The sequence below is a fragment of the Bradyrhizobium sp. CCBAU 45394 genome, assembly GCF_028128655.1.
In the GTDB taxonomy this organism is placed as follows: Bacteria; Pseudomonadota; Alphaproteobacteria; order Rhizobiales; family Xanthobacteraceae; genus Bradyrhizobium; species Bradyrhizobium diazoefficiens.
This window is the reverse complement of sequence record NZ_LBIX01000177.1, coordinates 298001-313883: the sequence shown is the minus strand read 5'-3', so window position 1 is coordinate 313883 and position 15883 is coordinate 298001. Positions and strand designations below refer to the sequence as shown.

The window sequence follows — 15883 nt, the reverse complement described above, 5'->3', positions numbered from 1 at the left end:
CGTGACGAAGGGTTCTCGAAAGAGCCGCAGGCGTCAGCAGGCCCCCACGAAGGCCCGGCCTGAACAAGGCCGTTCGGCTCCCGCTCGACGCCCCGCGCCGACATTCCGCCTGCGAACTGCCGCGCTGCTGGCAATCGGGTCGGGTGCGCTGTTTTTTCTGCTCGCAAGCGGGCTTTCCTGGTTCAAGACGTCCGAAATCTCGTCTCCGCCGACCCGCGAGGCAGAACTGAGCTTTGTCGGCAGTCAGGCGTGCAGCGGCTGCCACCAGGCGGAGACGCGGCTGTGGCAAAGCTCGCAACATCGCCACGCCATGGATCACGCGACCGACACGTCGGTCCGCGGCGACTTCAACGACGCCGCGTTCGAATATGCCGGCACGCGCTCGCGCTTCTTCCGCAAGGACCGGAAATTTCTGATCGAGACAGACGGGCCGGACGGCAAGCTTGCGACGTTCGAGGTGAAATACGCCTTCGGGGTCGATCCCCTGCAGCAATATCTGATCGAATTCCCCGATGGGCGCATCCAGGCTCTGTCGATTGCATGGGACACGCGCCCCAAAGATCAGGGCGGGCAGCGCTGGTTCCATCTCTATCCGGATGCTGCCGTCACCAGCAGCGATCCCCTGCACTGGACCAGGCTCAATCAGAACTGGAATTTCATGTGCGCCGAGTGCCACTCGACGAACGTGCACAAGAATTACGACGCCGCGAAGGACCGGTTCGCGACCAGCTTCTCCGAGATCAGCGTCGGCTGCGAGGCCTGTCATGGCGCAGGCTCGCGACATGTTGCATGGGCGCACCAGAAGCCTGCAGCGCGCAGCCCGGACAAGGGCCTGCTTGTCCGGTTCGACGAACGCTCGGGCATCACCTGGTCAGCCGATGCCGAAACCATGACTCCGAAGCGCAGCGCGCCTCCGGCAACGCTGCGCAAGGAAGTCGAGGCCTGCGGGCGCTGCCACGCGCGACGCGGACAGTTCTCCGAAGACTGGATGCCGGGCAAGTCCCTGTCGGAAACCCATCGGGTGTCGCTGCTCGACCGGCAACGCTTCCATGCCGACGGCCAGATGCGCGACGACGAGGAGACCTACAACTACGCCTCGTTCAAGCAGAGCAAGATGTTCGCCAAGGGCGTCACCTGCAGCGACTGCCATGATCCGCACAGTGCGGCACTCAAAGCACCCGGCGATGGCGTCTGTGCGCAATGCCATGCGCCGGCCAAGTATGAAGCTGCCGCCCACCGGCAGCATGCCAATGTATCGCCGCCGCCAGGTTGCGCCTCCTGCCACATGCCGGAACGTCGCTACATGGTTGTCGATCGCCGCCACGACCACGGCTTCCGCATCCCCCGCCCCGACTTGTCGGTGCGGCTTGGCACACCGAATGCCTGCAACGACTGCCATCGCGACAAGCCCGCCGCATGGGCGGCGCAACAGGTCGAAACCTGGTTCGGTCCGCAGCGCCTGGGTTTTCAGGCCTATGCGCGGGCATTTCATGCGGCATGGAGCGAAGCGGCCGACGCGCAGGCTCTCCTTTCGGCCGTTGTCGCGAATGACGCTCCCGGGATAGTCCGCGCCAGCGCGCTGGCCGAGTTGCCCGCTCCCGACGCCGATCTGATCCGTCGCGCTCTCTCCGATCCCGATCCACTCGTGAGATTGGGCGCGCTCGATGCGCTGGAGGGCATTCCGGCCGACCAGCTCTGGACGCTCGCATCTGCGCAATTGACCGATCCGGTGCGCGGCGTGCGCATCCGCGCCGCCGAGCTTCTTGCCTCCGTTCCGCCATCGCGCCAGCCGGCCGCCGATCGCAACAAGTTCACGCAAGCCGCTGCCGAATTCGTGGCGGCGCAGAAATTGAATGCGGATCGTCCGGACGCCCGGGCTGCGCTCGGCAACTTCCTTGCAAGACAGGCCGGTGCCGCCGAAGCCGAGGCCGAATATCGGGCGGCCCTCAGGCTTGATCCATCGTTCCCGCCTGCCGCCATCAATCTTTCCGATCTCTACCGGCAGCTTGGGCGCGACAGCGATGGCGAACGCATTCTTCGCCAGACCCTGACCAAGTCCGGGCAAAATGCCTCACTTCACCACGCGCTCGGCCTCGTGCTCGTGCGGGAAAAGCGCGCCGATGAGGCGCTCGGTGAATTGCGTCAAGCAGCGGAGCTGGACCCCGGTCAACCGCGCTATGCTTACGTCTATGCCGTGGGGCTACACTCCTCTGGCCGCCGCGATGACGCCCTTGCCGTTCTACGGACCAGCTTGCAAGTGCATCCCAACGATCGTGAATCAGTTTCTGCGGCCCTCGCGCTGAGCCGCGAAAAAGGGGATTCCGCATCTGCCTTGGGCTACGCTGAGCAACTCTCACGCTTGATGCCCGGCAATCGCGAGATTGAAGATCTGATCAAGCAGCTCAAGCAATAGAGGCTGGCGATGAGGATCAGCGGCTCGGCTAAGCCGTGCACTCATAACCAGGGCGTTTTCGACGTCGCCGGAAGTCGCGGAAGGGCCCAATAACAGACGTTGCAATGCCTCGGCGGCAGGAACGAAAACTAAACTGCTCGCTGCATCGGCGGCTGTTTCCACTTCCCTTCGAGCGCCTCAGCTTTCGGCCAGTAGAGACGCATAACGACAAAGAAGCCACCCTTGGGTGCGGGCAGCCAGTTGGGTTGCCTGTCTGCTGCCGGAGCCTCGTTTTGGATGTAGAAGGTAATTCCGCCGTCCGCATCGCGCTTGAACTGTGACAGCATCGGCGAGTTGAGCAAGTAGCGGTTAATTGGATTGGCCGAGAGCAGGCTCGACGGCAGTTCGTACATCGTAAGTGACCAGAAGGCATTTACCGGCGGCAACTGGCCCGGTGCAAAGCGCACGGTGTAACGGTTTGCCCCATCGAATTTCTGACCGTCCGCATCTACGAGATACAGCGGATACATCGCTTCTTGCTTGGAGTTACCGTAAATGCCCACCACGGCAGCCGCCATGCGGTAAAGGTAGTTGTTCTTCAAATATGCTCGGCTGCCGAAGGTGTCGGCGCTGGTTACTTCCCCAGCATCCATTCGCTTTTGCAGTTGGGCCAATGCCTGCCAAGCATCAGCCATACCCTGCTCAATGGCAGTTTTCAGTTCAGGCGTGAGATTGCTTGCGTTGAAGTTCTTGCCAGCCTCAACGCCAATCTTGGCGAACCGCGCCATCAGTTCCTTCTCGGAGGGGTTCGTGGGGCAGAACTGTAGGAGGAAGTTGACGATGTTGAAAAACTCAAGCGAGGTCTTTTCGGTGTCGGACGTAAGCGGTTTGATGAAATCGATCGCGGAGGCGGCCTTCGGCGCCGGCGCGCCAAGGAAAGCCGAAAGCGTCTGCACCTTGTAGCCGGCCTGCACCTTCTTCACGTTGTCGATGTCGCCAGGGTTGAAAAGTTGCGTGCGGTACGCAGCCAGCGCAAATTCGGTCTCGGCGCGTAAAACCTTCGTCACCCCCTTCGGGGTTGAGCCTTGCCAATTAGGTCCGGCGATGAGGAAGCTACCGCCATTGTTGCCGGTGCTACGACTCCCGATGTAGTCGAAGTTGAAAGTATAGGCGTCAATGAGCTGAATGCTGAAATACCGTTCCTCTTCGATCACCGGAACGGTGAGCACGATGGGTTCGGCCCGCAAGTCCATGCCGAGGAAAGAGTAGGGTGTGTCCGAGTTGGGCGTTTGCACCGCCTTGTCTTCCGGGGTGAAGACACGAGAGAAGTTACGGAGCTCGTTCCATGGCGCTTTATATTCGGGGTTCTTGGCATCCACGAAATAGGCATGCTGGATGCGATAGCTATCCACCATTGGGTAGCCGTAGACATAGGCTTCCTTGGCAATTGCGCGGGCTTCGGTGGGACTGACCGCGGCTTGTGCGCGCGCAAGCGCGGAACGGAAAGACGGGAGCAGAGCAATTCCGCAGGCAAAAGTTCTGCGTGTTATGGATTTCATAATCGCAACCTTCCTGACAGACCGACCGCTAGGTTGGCAGGATATGTTGTGGAAGAGCACGACATTTTGATGCAGGTCAACGATCGCACCAGAACAATGTCCGCGCCCTTGCCGTTCTAAGTACCAACTTGCAAGCGCATCCGGATGATCGAGACACCCTATCTGCGGCACTCGCGCTGAGCCGCGAAAAAGGTGATTCCGCCTCTGCCTTGGGCTATGCCGAGCAACTCTCGCGCTTGATCCCAGGCAATCGCGAGATTGAAGATCTCATCAAGCAGCTCAAGCAATAGCCGACTAGCGAGACTCTGCCGCTCGGCTAGTTGCGCACCGCGTATAGTGGCGTCCTGAGCGTGAGCTGGTACGCCGGTTTCGGCAGCCACATGATCTCGGCGGTCAAGCCAAACAGTCGGTTGTCATTGTCGTCCATGCGGTCCAGATCGAGTCGCACGATGGGCTGGGTGAACGACTGGATCGGCGCGAGGTTCAGAAGCTGGGCGCCTTCGAACGACTGTACCCCGACGCGCCCCGTAAACTTCCAGTTATTCGGCCATTGATAATAGCCGCCGACATAACCGATCGTATTTGGATTAACTCTCACCGCTGCGCTGCCCACATCAACGCGTGTGTGCTGGATGCCTACGAGAAAGCCGCGAGTCTCGTCCTTGTCCAGAGCATAATCGAACTCGAGAATGTTGTTGAAAGACGTTGCGGTCAGTGAGCCGTTTGGAACGGATTGGGTGATCGTGGATTGCAGCGTCACGGTCGGGAAATTCCCGCCATTCTGCTGGTAGATGTCGGCCTGGAAACCGATATTCCAACTGGTGATGTCAAACGAAGACCATCCGCTGCCCGCAAACTGCGTGGAACTGCCGGACACGCCGGCGTAGAGCGAGACGCGATCGGTGACATCGATCGTAAACGGAAGATCGACGTTGAGTGATTTTGCTGCCGGCAATCCGGTCGACAATGCAGCGCCGTTCGATCCGGCGAGCGTTGGCACCGCATTGAAGAAGGAGGGATGACCAAAGCCAAACGCCAAGGATCCCTGTGGGATTTGCGCGTAATAGGTTCTGAGATCGAGGTACATCGTCGGCACGGCCGGCTTCTTGTCGCCGTCGCTGTCGTCATCGGCCTCAGCGGCCAACGCGCTTGCCGCCGGACAGATCAGGGCGAGCCCGAGAGCGGCCTTCAGAACGGACCGAAACCTCATCAACCGCTCCGAGTTCGACGCAAACCTTGCTTACCCGCAAGGCCCGCCAGATGCTGCAACATATCGTGCCACGAATTGCGTCGCTCTGTCTGCAACCTTCGGATCGCGATTTTCCCCTTAGACATACACCGCGTCCCGGCGAAAGGTGTGGAAAGCCATCTCGAACGACACCCCGTGCAGCAGCAATGTGTCGCAGAGCCGTGCAGCAGTTCCCCGGCCAGGCCGGCCTCGTGCGCGATTTCAGGCTGGTCGGAAGCGCTGGCTGGGGCGGGAGGGATCGAACCTCCGAATGGCGGAATCAAAATCCGCTGCCTTACCGCTTGGCTACGCCCCAACAGGCGACCCGGGGTCGGCGGAAGAACTGGCTACCGCAGATTCCCTTCGGTCGCAGCCGGTCTATAGGGTGCGGCGCGGCATTTCAACCGCCTGAAGGCGCAAAATACCACAGCTTCCGGGACCGGCCGCGCCACACTCTATTATACGCCCGGGACGAAGGCCCGTTCCGGGCCGGAGCCGTCCGGCGGCCGGCGTCCGGGCAGTTGAGACCTCCGGCGTTTCATGGGAAGACGGCGCCAACATCTGTCCACGGGAGTGAGCCATGACCTACCGCGCGCCAATCTCTGACATGCTGCTGTCGCTCAATCATGGCGCCGGCCTGAAGGCCGCCGTGGAAGCCGGCCATTACGGCGATTTCGACGCCGACATCGTGGCCGCCGTGCTGGAGGAAGCCGGCAAGTTCGCCACCGACGTGCTGGCGCCGCTCAACCGTGTCGGCGACGAGCACGGCATCAAGCTCGACGCCGGGAAAGTCACGACTGCGCCGGGCTGGCCCGATGCCTATAAGCGCTGGACCGAGGGCGGCTGGAACGCGGTGTCCGGGCCTGAAGCGTTCGGAGGCCAGGGCCTGCCCGTTGCGATCAACGCCGCCTGCACCGAGATCTGGAGCGCCTCCAACGTCGCCTTCGGCCTGTGCCCGCTGCTGACGGCCTCGGCGATCGAGGCGCTGGATGCGCATGGCAGCGACGAGCTGAAGGCGATCTACCTCGAGAAGCTCGTCTCGGGCGAATGGACCGGCACCATGCAGCTCACCGAGCCGCAGGCCGGCTCCGACGTCGGCGCGCTGCGCACCCGCGCCGAAAAGCAGGCCGACGGCACCTATCGCATCAAGGGGACGAAGATCTTCATCACCTATGGCGAGCACGACATGACCGACAACATCGTGCATTTCGTGCTGGCGCGTCTGCCGGACGCGCCCGCCGGCACCAAGGGGATTTCTCTCTTTCTTGTTCCCAAGTTCATGGTCAATGCCGACGGCTCGCTCGGCGCACGCAACGACATTTTTGCGAGCGGCGTGGAGCACAAGCTCGGCATGCATGCTTCGCCGACCTGCACCATGACCATGGGCGACCATGGCGGCGCCATTGGTTTCCTGATCGGCGAAGAGAACCAGGGCATGCGCTGCATGTTCACGATGATGAACCAGGCCCGCCTCGGCGTCGGCCTCGAAGGCGTCGGCGTTGCCGATCGCGCCTATCAGCAGGCATTGTCCTATGCGCAGGAGCGCAAGCAGGGCCGCGCCGTCGGCAAGAAGGGCGACGGTTCGGACGCGATCTTCGTTCACCCCGACGTCAAGCGCATGCTGATGCGGATGCGGGCGCAGACCGCGGCGGCGCGCACCATCTGCTACGCGACCGCCGTCGCAATCGACGTTTCGACCCGCGCCAGGGATCCAAAGGTCCGCGCTGACGCGGCCGCGCGCGCGGCGCTGCTGACGCCGATGGCCAAGGGCTATTCCACCGATATCGGCAACGAGGTCGCCTATCTCGGCGTGCAGGTGCATGGCGGCATGGGCTTCATCGAGGAGACCGGCGCCGCGCAGTACTATCGCGACGCCCGCATCACCGCGATCTACGAGGGCACCAACGGCATCCAGGCGATCGACCTCGTCACGCGCAAGCTCGCGGCCAATGGCGGCGCCGCGGTGTGGGCGCTGCTCGACGAGCTCTCGGCCGTCGTCAAGCAGGTCGAAGCCTCCAACGACCCCGCTTTCGGCACCACGGGCGCAAAGCTGCGCGAAGCGCTGGACGCGCTGACGCGCACCAGCAAGTGGCTGCTGGAGCGCGTCACGTCCGCGCCGAACGAGGCGCTTGCCGGCGCAACGCCGTATCTGCAGCAGTTCGGCGCCACGCTCGGCGGCTGCATGCTGGCGTCCGAGGCGCTCGCCGCGAAGAGCGACGGCCTTGCCGATGCACAGCGCTACGTCTCGCTCGCCCGCTTCTTCGCCGAGAACATCACGGTGCAGGCGGCGGGGCTGGAGCGCACCGTGACGGAAAGCGCGGAGTCGGTCGCGGCGGCGGATGCGGTGTTGCTGGGGTAAGGTCTACCCTCCTCCCCGCTGTCATTCCCCGCGAAGGCGGGGAATCCAGTACGCCGCGGCCTCTCGGTAAACTACGGATGTCTCGGAGTACTGGATCGCCAGATCAAGTCGGGCGATGACACCGAATGTTGGGGACGCAGTTGGCCCACAGTCGGTCATCCTGGAGCTTCGCTCCATCCAGGCTATGGAGCTGCGAGCTTCGCCCGCCTCCCCGGTCGCCACAGCACGATGCTCGCGGCGATGAGATCCAACGCGACGCACATCGCAAACGCCGTCGTGTAGTTGCCGGTCAGGCTGCGGACCAGGCCGACGATGCCCGGGCCGAAGGCGCTGACGACGCCGCTGATCGACGTGCCCAAGCCCATCGCGGCGGCAAAGGCGGCAGAGCCGATCTCGCGCTGGATGATCAAAGGTGGGAACGTGATCATGTTGCCGATCGAGAAGCCATAGACGGCACAGCACACCAGCAGCGCCGTCGGGCTCGTGCTCTGCAGGAGCACGAACAGCGCCGCCGCCTGGCTCGTCATCGACGCCGCGCATGCGAGCCGCGGATCGAGCCGGTCGACGAACAGGCCGAGCGACAGGCGCCCGACCACCGCCATCGCGGCCATGATGGTCACGGCAAGGCCGGCGCTGGCGCGCCCGATCAGCGGTTCGAGGAATGTCACCTGGTGGACGATGAAGCCCATCTGCGCCAGCAGCGCGATCGCGATCGGCAGCACCATGGTCCAGAACGCCGCGTTGGCGAGCAGCGCCTTGCGGGAATGGGCCGGCGCGGGCGTGCCGCCACCGGCGGGGCGTTCGCCCGATGCCAGCGGCAGCCCGGCCGGCCAGCCGATGAAGCCGACGACCACCGGCAGCACCAGCAGCACCATCACCGTCGTGGCCGCCAGCATCGCCGAGCGGAAGCCGATGCTGGCGGTCAGCGACAGCAACAGCGGAACGAGGACGATGCCGCCGCAGGTCGCGCCGTTGAAGGCGAGGCTGAGCGCGAGGCCGCGGCGACGATCGAACCAGGAGTTCAGCACCGTCGCGATCACCACGGTGCCCATGCCGGTCCAGCCGACCGCCATCAGCGCATAGGCAAGATAGAGCTGCCAGGGCGTCTGCATCAGCGCCAGCAGAACGGTCGATGCGCCGAGCGCCGAGAGGCCGCACAGGATCAGCGAACGCAGCCCGATACGGGCGAGCAGATCGTCGGTGAAGATGACGAGGACGGAGGTCAGCAGAAACGAGAAGGTGCTGGCCGCGGAGACCAGCGTGCCCGGCCAGCCATGGGCGCGCTGAAGCTCGGCGAGATAGACGCCCTGGCCGTAGAGGCCGAAGCCGAACATGAAGAAGGCCATCAGGAAACAGGCCAGCACAACGCGCCAGCCGCGATAATGCAGCGAGGATTCGTCGACACTCGTCGCGGCAATCATCAATCGAGCAATCGGCCAAATGGAACGGCACGATCGTGCACCACAACCACCGGTTTTTCAAATGAAACATTGTAGCCATTTGTTGCAATGCGCAATGGTCCATAAGCGATGCGCCGGTGCGATCCAGCCGATCATGGTTCCCTGGACGGAATACCGCCGCGACGGGCGGCGCCATGCGCCGGGATCAAGGGAATCGTCGTCGAAAAGGCCGAGCGGGCGGATTGGCACGTCTGCAAGATGATGTAGGCTGATGCTTGCGAGACTCGCCGGCGGCAAGCCGTCGCGGCGACCGCAGGGGGTCATCATGCCGAATGGCAATATCATCGTCGCCGAAGAGCGTGGAACGCGCGTGATCACCCTGCGCCGCCCGGGCAAGAAGAACGCGATCACGCAGGACATGTATCGGGAGATGAGCCGCGCGATCGACACCGCGCAGAACAACCCCGATATCCGCTGCATGATCATCACCGGCGGCTCCGGCGTGTTCACGGCCGGCGACGACATCGACGATTTTCTCAAGGCCGACACGGCACGCCCGGAGACGCTTTCGGACGGCGCCAAGTTTCTCTATTCGCTCGCCCTCAACGTCAAGCCGATCATCGCGGCCGTGGACGGCGCCTCGATCGGCATGGGCACCGTGATGCTGTTCCATTGCGACTACGTGCTCGCTTCGAACGCGGCGACCTTCTCCGCGCCCTATATCCATCTCGGGCTGGTGCCGGTCGGCGCCGCCAGCCTCTTGATGCCGAACACGATGGGTTACCAGCGCGCCTTCGCGATGCTGGTGATGGGACGAACCTTCACCGCCGCGGAGGCGCACGCCGCCGGCTTCGTCAACACCGTGGTCTCGCCGGGGCACACCGAGGTCGAGGCGCGCAAGGTGGCGCGCGATATCTGCCGGCTGCCCGCCGAGGCTGTCGCGACCTCGCGCAAGCTGCTGCGTGCCCCGCCGGAGCAACTCACCCGCCGCATCGACCAGGAGGCCCATCTGTTCGGCGAGCGCTTGAAGTCGGACGATGCCATCGCTGCGTTCAACGCGTTTGCGAGCAGGAAAAAGCGGTAGATCCCGTCATTCCGGGGCGCCACGAAGTGGCGAGCCCGGAATCCATTGGGCCGCAGAGTTGGTAGATGAATGGATTCCGGGCTCGCGCTACGCGCGCCCCGGAATGACAGCGAGAACCTTCGTGAAATCTTCGCGCGCAACGACTAATCTTATTCCATGCGACATCTTCTCCGCCTGACCATTTTCGCCCTTGCGCTCGCCGCCCTGCCCGCCTCTGCCCAGACCGCCGCGCCGGTCGAGCTGCGCATCCTTGCGATCAACGATTTCCACGGCAATCTGCGGCCGCCGCCCGGCGGCATCCGCATCAACGATCCCGAGGACGGAGCCAAGAAGGTCATGGTGGCGGCCGGCGGCGCCGAGTACATGGCGACGCTGGTGAAGCAATTGCGCGACGGGCACAAGAACACGATCTTCGTGGCCGCCGGCGACCTGATCGGTGCGAGCCCGTTCCTATCGGCGATGTTCCACGACGAGCCTTCGGTCGAAGCGCTCTCGATGATGGGGCTCGCGATCACCTCGGTCGGCAATCACGAGTTCGACGAGGGCAAGGTCGAGCTGCTCAGGATGCAGAACGGCGGCTGCCATCCGGTCGACGGCTGCCAGGGACCGCATCCCTTCACGGGCGCCAAATTTCACTATCTCGCCGCCTCCACCGTGGAGACGGCGACCGGTCAAAGCGTGCTGCCGCCGTATGAGATCCGTGAGTTCGACGGCATTCCCGTCGCCTTCATCGGGCTGACCTTGAAAGGCACCGCCGGCATCGTGTCGCCCTCGGGCATTGCCGGCCTCGAATTCCGTGACGAGGCCGAAACGGTGAATGCGCTGGTGCCGCAACTGAAGGCGCGCGGGGTGGAAGCGATCGTCGTGCTGATCCACGAAGGCGGCGAGCCTGCCGGCGACTACAATGAATGCCCGGGCATTTCGGGGCCGATCGTCGAGATCGTGAAAAAATTCGATCGCGCCGTCGACGTCGTCGTCAGCGGCCACACCCATCGCGCCTATGTCTGCAATATCGACGGGCGGCTGGTGACGAGCGGCGACAAGTACGGCACGCTGGTCACGGCGATCGATCTCAAGCTCGATCCGGCAACGCGCGACATCGTCGCCGCCAAGGCCGAGAACGTCATCGTCGCCAATGCCTCGCTGGCGAAGGACGCGGAGCAGACCGCGCTGATCGAGGCCTATGACAAGCTCGCCGCGCCGATCGCCAATCGCCCGGCCGGATCGGTGACGCAGACGCTGTCGCGCATTCCGAACGAAGCCGGTGAAAGCCCGCTCGGCGACGTCATCGCGGACGCGCAGCTCGCCGCGACCAAGGAGGCCATGAATGGCAGCGCTGTCATCGCGCTCACCAATCCCGGCGGCATCCGCACCGATATCGTTCCGAAGGAGAACGGCGCGGTGTCCTTCGGCGAGCTGTTCGCGAGCCAGCCGTTCCGCAACCGCCTCGTCACCATGACGCTGACAGGCAGCCAGCTCAAGGAGATGCTGGAGCAGCAATGGCTCGATCCGAAGCGGCCGCGAATCCTCCAGGTGTCGAACGGGTTCAGCTACGCCTGGGATGCGTCGAAGCCGTTCGGCGAACGCGTGATGGCCGAGAGGATGACGCTCAACGGCAGGCCGATGGAGCCCGGAAGCGGCTACCGCGTCACCCTCAACGATTACCTCGCCGTCGGCGGCGACGGCTTCACGGTCGCCAGACAGGGCACGGCGCCGCAATATGGCGGCTACGACGCCGACGCGTTGTTCGCGTTTTTCCAGGCGCACGGGCCGATCGGCCCGTTGCCGCTGAGTCGCATCCTGCGCGTGAATTGATCCGGATCAAACGGGCCGGAACGGGACAACCGTTTGCCATTCCCGGTGGAGCGCATAGATTGCGTTTTGCATTGCGTTTTGGCGCCGGATGCGCCAAGCGACGTCAAGAGCCCGTTCCCAGTGAGCCCGACCTGATGAGCACGCTTCTCCTCTCCCACAAGGCCTGCCTCGACCACGTCACGCCGCCGGGACATCCCGAAAGGCCGGACCGCTTGCGCGCAGTGGAGGAAGCGCTGTCGCACGAGCGCTTCCAGTTCCTGGTCCGCGACCAGGCGCCGGAGGGCGATCTCGATCTCGTCACGCTCTGCCACAACGAGCACTACGTCACCGAGCTGCGCCACATCGCGCCGTCCAGCGGCCTCGTCTATATCGACGGCGACACCTCGATGTCGCCGGGCACCTGGGAAGCGGTGATGCGCGGCGTCGGCGGCGCGGTCGCGGCGACCGAAGCGGTGATGGCGGGCGAGCACCGCAACGCCTTCGTCGCGGTGCGCCCGCCCGGCCATCACGCCGAGATCGGCAAGCCGATGGGCTTCTGCTTCTTCGACAATGTTGCGATCGCCGCGCGTCACGCGCAGCGCAAATACGGCATCACGCGCGCGGCCATCGTCGATTTCGACGTGCATCACGGCAACGGCACGCAGGACATCTTCTGGTCGGACCCCACGGTGATGTACTGCTCGACGCACCAGATGCCGCTGTTTCCGGGCACCGGCGCGAAGGGCGAACGCGGCGACCACGACACCATCGTCAACGCGCCGCTGGCGTCCGAGGACGGTGGCCCGGAATTCCGCAGCGCTTTCGAGAACCTGATTCTGCCGCAGCTCGAAAAATTCAGCCCCGAGCTCCTCATCATCTCTGCGGGCTTCGATGCACATTATCGCGATCCGCTGGCCTCGCTGAATCTGCGCGCGGAGGATTATGCCTGGGTGACGCGCAAGCTGATGGACCTTGCCGACAGGACCGCCGGGGGCCGCGTTGTTTCGGTGCTCGAGGGTGGCTATGACCTGCAAGGACTGAAAGAATCTGTTACGGCGCATGTCGGCGCCCTGATGGGCGCCTGACGACGCCCGCCACATTAAGCCCGCAAAACCCGCCTTCACTGCGAGGCAAGCGAATCGGGCAATCGGAAACGGATATGGCCGAAAATACCCAAGTCGACGTCTCCAGGCTCACCTTCGAGCGCGCGATCGAGGAACTCGAGACGATCGTGAAGCGGCTCGAGGACGGCAAGGTGCCGCTCGAGGAATCCGTGACGATCTACGAGCGCGGCGAAGCGCTGAAGCGCCGTTGCGAGGAACTGCTGCGCCAGGCCGAAGCCCGCGTCGACAAGATCACCACCGATGCGAGCGGCCAGGCCACCGGCACCGCACCGCTCGACGTCCAGTAAGGGACCCCGACCAAGCCTCTTTCGGCATCGGACGCCTGCAATTTTTTCATGATCGCACGTAGCTGTGTGTGCTCATGGGGCGGGCGGCCGGGCACCGAGATCGAAGAGTTCCCCCGCCGGGGCCATTCGGCCCCGCGAATCGAGCGGAAAATAGCCCTCCTCTCGCCGAAAATCCTGCCGGGGAGCCGGGCAAGGCAGGAACCCCGCCGCGGGCGCCGCAGTTAACCACTCTGGCCCGGGGGTTGCAGGCGTATGCCCGTAATCGCCCCAGCGGGTTGGCTTTGGCCCAAGCTTTGGTGTAAAGCTGCGCGGAGTGTGGCTTTTTGTTAGCCTTGCGTAGGCATCGATTACCGACGACAAGTGCTTCAAATTGCTAATGAAATTGGCTGGGACGGACGAAGCCGATCTAAGTGACAGGGATCACAGAGACTGAACCGGAGCGCACTTAAGCTCACCTAAGCTTGAAGACGGGGCCTTGCCCCATGCAGGTGGCTCCGACGGTTTAAGGACTCGCGCTGCGCCGATATTGTGCAAACCCATCGCGCACCGGAACGACCTTCCGGCGCTGACAAATTGGAAATCGCCGTGAACGCATACAGTAAGACGCCGCTTCTCGACACCATCCGGACGCCGGACGACCTGCGCAAGCTCAAGATCGAGCAGGTTCGCCAGGTCGCCGACGAGCTGCGGCAGGAGACCATCGATGCCGTCTCGGTAACCGGCGGTCACTTCGGCGCGGGTCTCGGCGTGGTCGAGCTCACCACCGCGATCCATTACGTCTTCGACACGCCGCGCGACCGGCTGATCTGGGACGTCGGCCACCAGGCCTATCCGCACAAGATCCTCACCGGTCGGCGCGACCGCATCCGCACCCTGCGCACCGGCGGCGGCCTGTCCGGCTTCACCAAGCGCAGCGAGAGCGACTACGATCCGTTCGGCGCGGCACATTCCTCGACCTCGATCTCCGCCGGCCTCGGCATGGCCGTGGCACGCGACCTCTCCGGCGGCAAGAACAACGTTATCGCCGTCATCGGTGACGGGGCGATGTCGGCGGGCATGGCCTATGAGGCCATGAACAATGCCGGGGCGATGAACTCGCGCCTGATCGTCATCCTCAACGACAACGACATGTCGATCGCGCCGCCGGTCGGCGCCATGAGCGCCTATCTGTCGCGCCTGTATTCCGGCAAGACCTATCGCACGCTGCGCGAGGCGGCCAAGCAGATCAACAAGCGCCTGCCCAAGATCATCGCCAACCGCGCCAACCGCGTCGAGGAATATTCGCGCGGCTTCATGATGGACGGCGGCACCCTGTTCGAGGAGCTCGGCTTCTATTACGTCGGCCCGATCGACGGCCATAACCTCGACCACCTCCTGCCCGTGCTGAAGAACGTCCGCGACATGGAGGAAGGCCCGATCCTGGTCCACGTCGTGACGCAGAAGGGCAAGGGTTACGGCCCGGCGGAAGCTTCCGCCGACAAGTACCATGCCGTCGTCAAGTTCGACGTCGCGACCGGCACGCAAGCCAAGGCCAAGCCGAACGCGCCCGCCTACCAGAACGTGTTCGGCCAGAGCCTCGTCAAGGAAGCGCAGAAGGACGAGAAGATCGTCGCCATCACCGCGGCGATGCCGTCCGGCACCGGCGTCGACATCTTCAACAAGGCGTTCCCGGACCGCACCTTCGACGTCGGCATCGCCGAGCAGCACGCGGTGACCTTTGCCGCCGGTCTTGCGAGCGAAGGCTACAAGCCGTTCTGCGCGATCTACTCGACCTTCCTGCAGCGCGGCTACGACCAGATCGTGCATGACGTCGCGATCCAGAACCTGCCCGTCCGCTTCGCCATCGACCGCGCCGGCCTCGTCGGCGCCGACGGCGCGACGCATGCCGGCTCGTTCGACAACGCCTATCTCGGCTGCCTGCCGAACATGGTGATCATGGCGGCGGCCGACGAGGCCGAGCTCGTGCACATGGTGGCAACCCAGGTCGCGATCGACGACCGTCCGAGCTCGCTGCGCTATCCGCGCGGCGAAGGCCGCGGCATCGAGATGCCCGAGGTCGGCATTCCGCTCGAGATCGGCAAGGGCCGCATGATCCGCCAGGGCAGCAAGATCGCCCTGCTCTCGTTCGGCACCCGCCTCGCCGAATGCGAGAAGGCAGCCGACGAGCTCGCCGCGCACGGCCTTTCGACCACCATCGCGGACGCGCGCTTCATGAAGCCGCTGGACACCGAGCTGGTGCTCAAGCTCGCCCGCGACCACGAGATCCTGATCACGATCGAGGAAGGCTCGGTCGGCGGCTTCGGCTCGCACGTCGCGCAGTTCCTGACAGACCAGGGCGCGCTCGACAGCGGCATGGTCAAGTTCCGCACGATGGTGCTGCCGGACGTGTTCCAGGACCACGACACGCCGGCCGCGATGTACGCCCGTGCCGGTCTCGACGCCAAGGGCATCGTCGCCAAGGTGTTCGAGGCGCTCGGCAAGGACGTGAAGACCGAGACGGTCAAGCTGGCTTGATTGGTTTCACCTCTCCCGCTTGCGGGAGAGGTCGGATCGCGAAAGCGATCCGGGTGAGGGCTTATTCCTCCAGGGGGCTCTCGATTGTCGAGACACCCTCTCCCCAACCCTCCCCCGCAGGCGGGGGAGGGAGCGCAGTTTT

The 15883-nt window shown here is 64.0% G+C and carries 10 protein-coding genes and 1 tRNA gene; 7 read left to right on the top strand and 4 right to left on the bottom strand.

Features of this window, described 5'->3' with window-relative positions:
* Position 1: 1 nt before the first annotated feature.
* Entirely contained in the window at positions 2-2413 is a 2412-nt protein-coding gene (locus tag WN73_RS42300; protein ID WP_271558191.1) for a tetratricopeptide repeat protein, read from the top strand.
* 128 nt (positions 2414-2541) lie between these two features.
* Here the strand turns inward: WN73_RS42300 and WN73_RS42295 are convergent, their stop codons facing one another.
* From WN73_RS42295 to WN73_RS42285, 3 genes are all read right to left on the bottom strand, one after another.
* Positions 2542-3951 (bottom strand): DUF1254 domain-containing protein, encoded by a 1410-nt coding sequence (locus WN73_RS42295; protein WP_271558190.1) that lies wholly within the window; start codon positions 3949-3951, stop codon positions 2542-2544.
* Between the two features lie 316 nt (positions 3952-4267).
* Positions 4268-5161, bottom strand: coding sequence for a hypothetical protein (locus WN73_RS42290; protein ID WP_028175577.1), 894 nt, complete (start codon positions 5159-5161; stop codon positions 4268-4270).
* Between the two features lie 259 nt (positions 5162-5420).
* Positions 5421-5495, bottom strand: a tRNA-Gln gene (locus tag WN73_RS42285).
* A 264-nt stretch (positions 5496-5759) separates the two neighbouring features.
* Between WN73_RS42285 and WN73_RS42280 the strand changes: the two genes are divergently transcribed.
* Positions 5760-7538 carry an acyl-CoA dehydrogenase gene (locus tag WN73_RS42280; protein WP_011085442.1) on the top strand — a complete coding sequence of 593 codons (1779 nt, stop codon included), beginning with the start codon at positions 5760-5762 and terminating at the stop codon, positions 7536-7538.
* A 182-nt stretch (positions 7539-7720) separates the two neighbouring features.
* On the opposite strand, the gene WN73_RS42275 is transcribed toward WN73_RS42280, so the two are convergent.
* Positions 7721-8959 (bottom strand): MFS transporter, encoded by a 1239-nt coding sequence (locus tag WN73_RS42275; RefSeq protein WP_271558188.1) that lies wholly within the window; start codon positions 8957-8959, stop codon positions 7721-7723.
* A gap of 304 nt (positions 8960-9263) precedes the next feature.
* Here WN73_RS42275 and WN73_RS42270 point away from each other — a divergent pair, with 304 nt between their 5' ends.
* The 5 genes from WN73_RS42270 (at position 9264) to dxs (ending at position 15741) form a co-directional block, all read left to right on the top strand.
* Positions 9264-10022 carry an enoyl-CoA hydratase-related protein gene (locus tag WN73_RS42270; protein ID WP_011085440.1) on the top strand — a complete coding sequence of 253 codons (759 nt, stop codon included), beginning with the start codon at positions 9264-9266 and terminating at the stop codon, positions 10020-10022.
* 156 nt (positions 10023-10178) lie between these two features.
* Positions 10179-11837, top strand: coding sequence for a bifunctional metallophosphatase/5'-nucleotidase (locus WN73_RS42265; RefSeq protein WP_028175334.1), 1659 nt, complete (start codon positions 10179-10181; stop codon positions 11835-11837).
* A gap of 134 nt (positions 11838-11971) precedes the next feature.
* Positions 11972-12901, top strand: a complete 930-nt coding sequence (locus WN73_RS42260) for a histone deacetylase family protein (protein ID WP_011085438.1) — start codon at positions 11972-11974, stop codon at positions 12899-12901.
* A gap of 74 nt (positions 12902-12975) precedes the next feature.
* Entirely contained in the window at positions 12976-13227 is a 252-nt protein-coding gene (locus WN73_RS42255) for an exodeoxyribonuclease VII small subunit (protein ID WP_008132970.1), read from the top strand.
* A gap of 585 nt (positions 13228-13812) precedes the next feature.
* Positions 13813-15741, top strand: coding sequence for a 1-deoxy-D-xylulose-5-phosphate synthase (dxs, locus tag WN73_RS42250; RefSeq protein ID WP_028175335.1), 1929 nt, complete (start codon positions 13813-13815; stop codon positions 15739-15741).
* The last annotated feature ends 142 nt before the right edge of the window (positions 15742-15883 follow it).

Excerpts from the sequence above, each read along its gene's own strand:
- WN73_RS42255 (WP_008132970.1), top strand. The coding sequence starts at position 12,976 with ATGGCCGAAAATACCCAAGTCGACGTCTCCAGGCTCACCTTCGAGCGC.
- WN73_RS42265 (WP_028175334.1), top strand. The coding sequence starts at position 10,179 with ATGCGACATCTTCTCCGCCTGACCATTTTCGCCCTTGCGCTCGCCGCC.
- WN73_RS42280 (WP_011085442.1), top strand. The coding sequence starts at position 5,760 with ATGACCTACCGCGCGCCAATCTCTGACATGCTGCTGTCGCTCAATCAT.
- WN73_RS42295 (WP_271558190.1), bottom strand. The coding sequence starts at position 3,951 with ATGAAATCCATAACACGCAGAACTTTTGCCTGCGGAATTGCTCTGCTC.
- WN73_RS42260 (WP_011085438.1), top strand. The coding sequence starts at position 11,972 with ATGAGCACGCTTCTCCTCTCCCACAAGGCCTGCCTCGACCACGTCACG.
- WN73_RS42270 (WP_011085440.1), top strand. The coding sequence starts at position 9,264 with ATGCCGAATGGCAATATCATCGTCGCCGAAGAGCGTGGAACGCGCGTG.
- WN73_RS42290 (WP_028175577.1), bottom strand. The coding sequence starts at position 5,161 with ATGAGGTTTCGGTCCGTTCTGAAGGCCGCTCTCGGGCTCGCCCTGATC.
- WN73_RS42275 (WP_271558188.1), bottom strand. The coding sequence starts at position 8,959 with ATGATTGCCGCGACGAGTGTCGACGAATCCTCGCTGCATTATCGCGGC.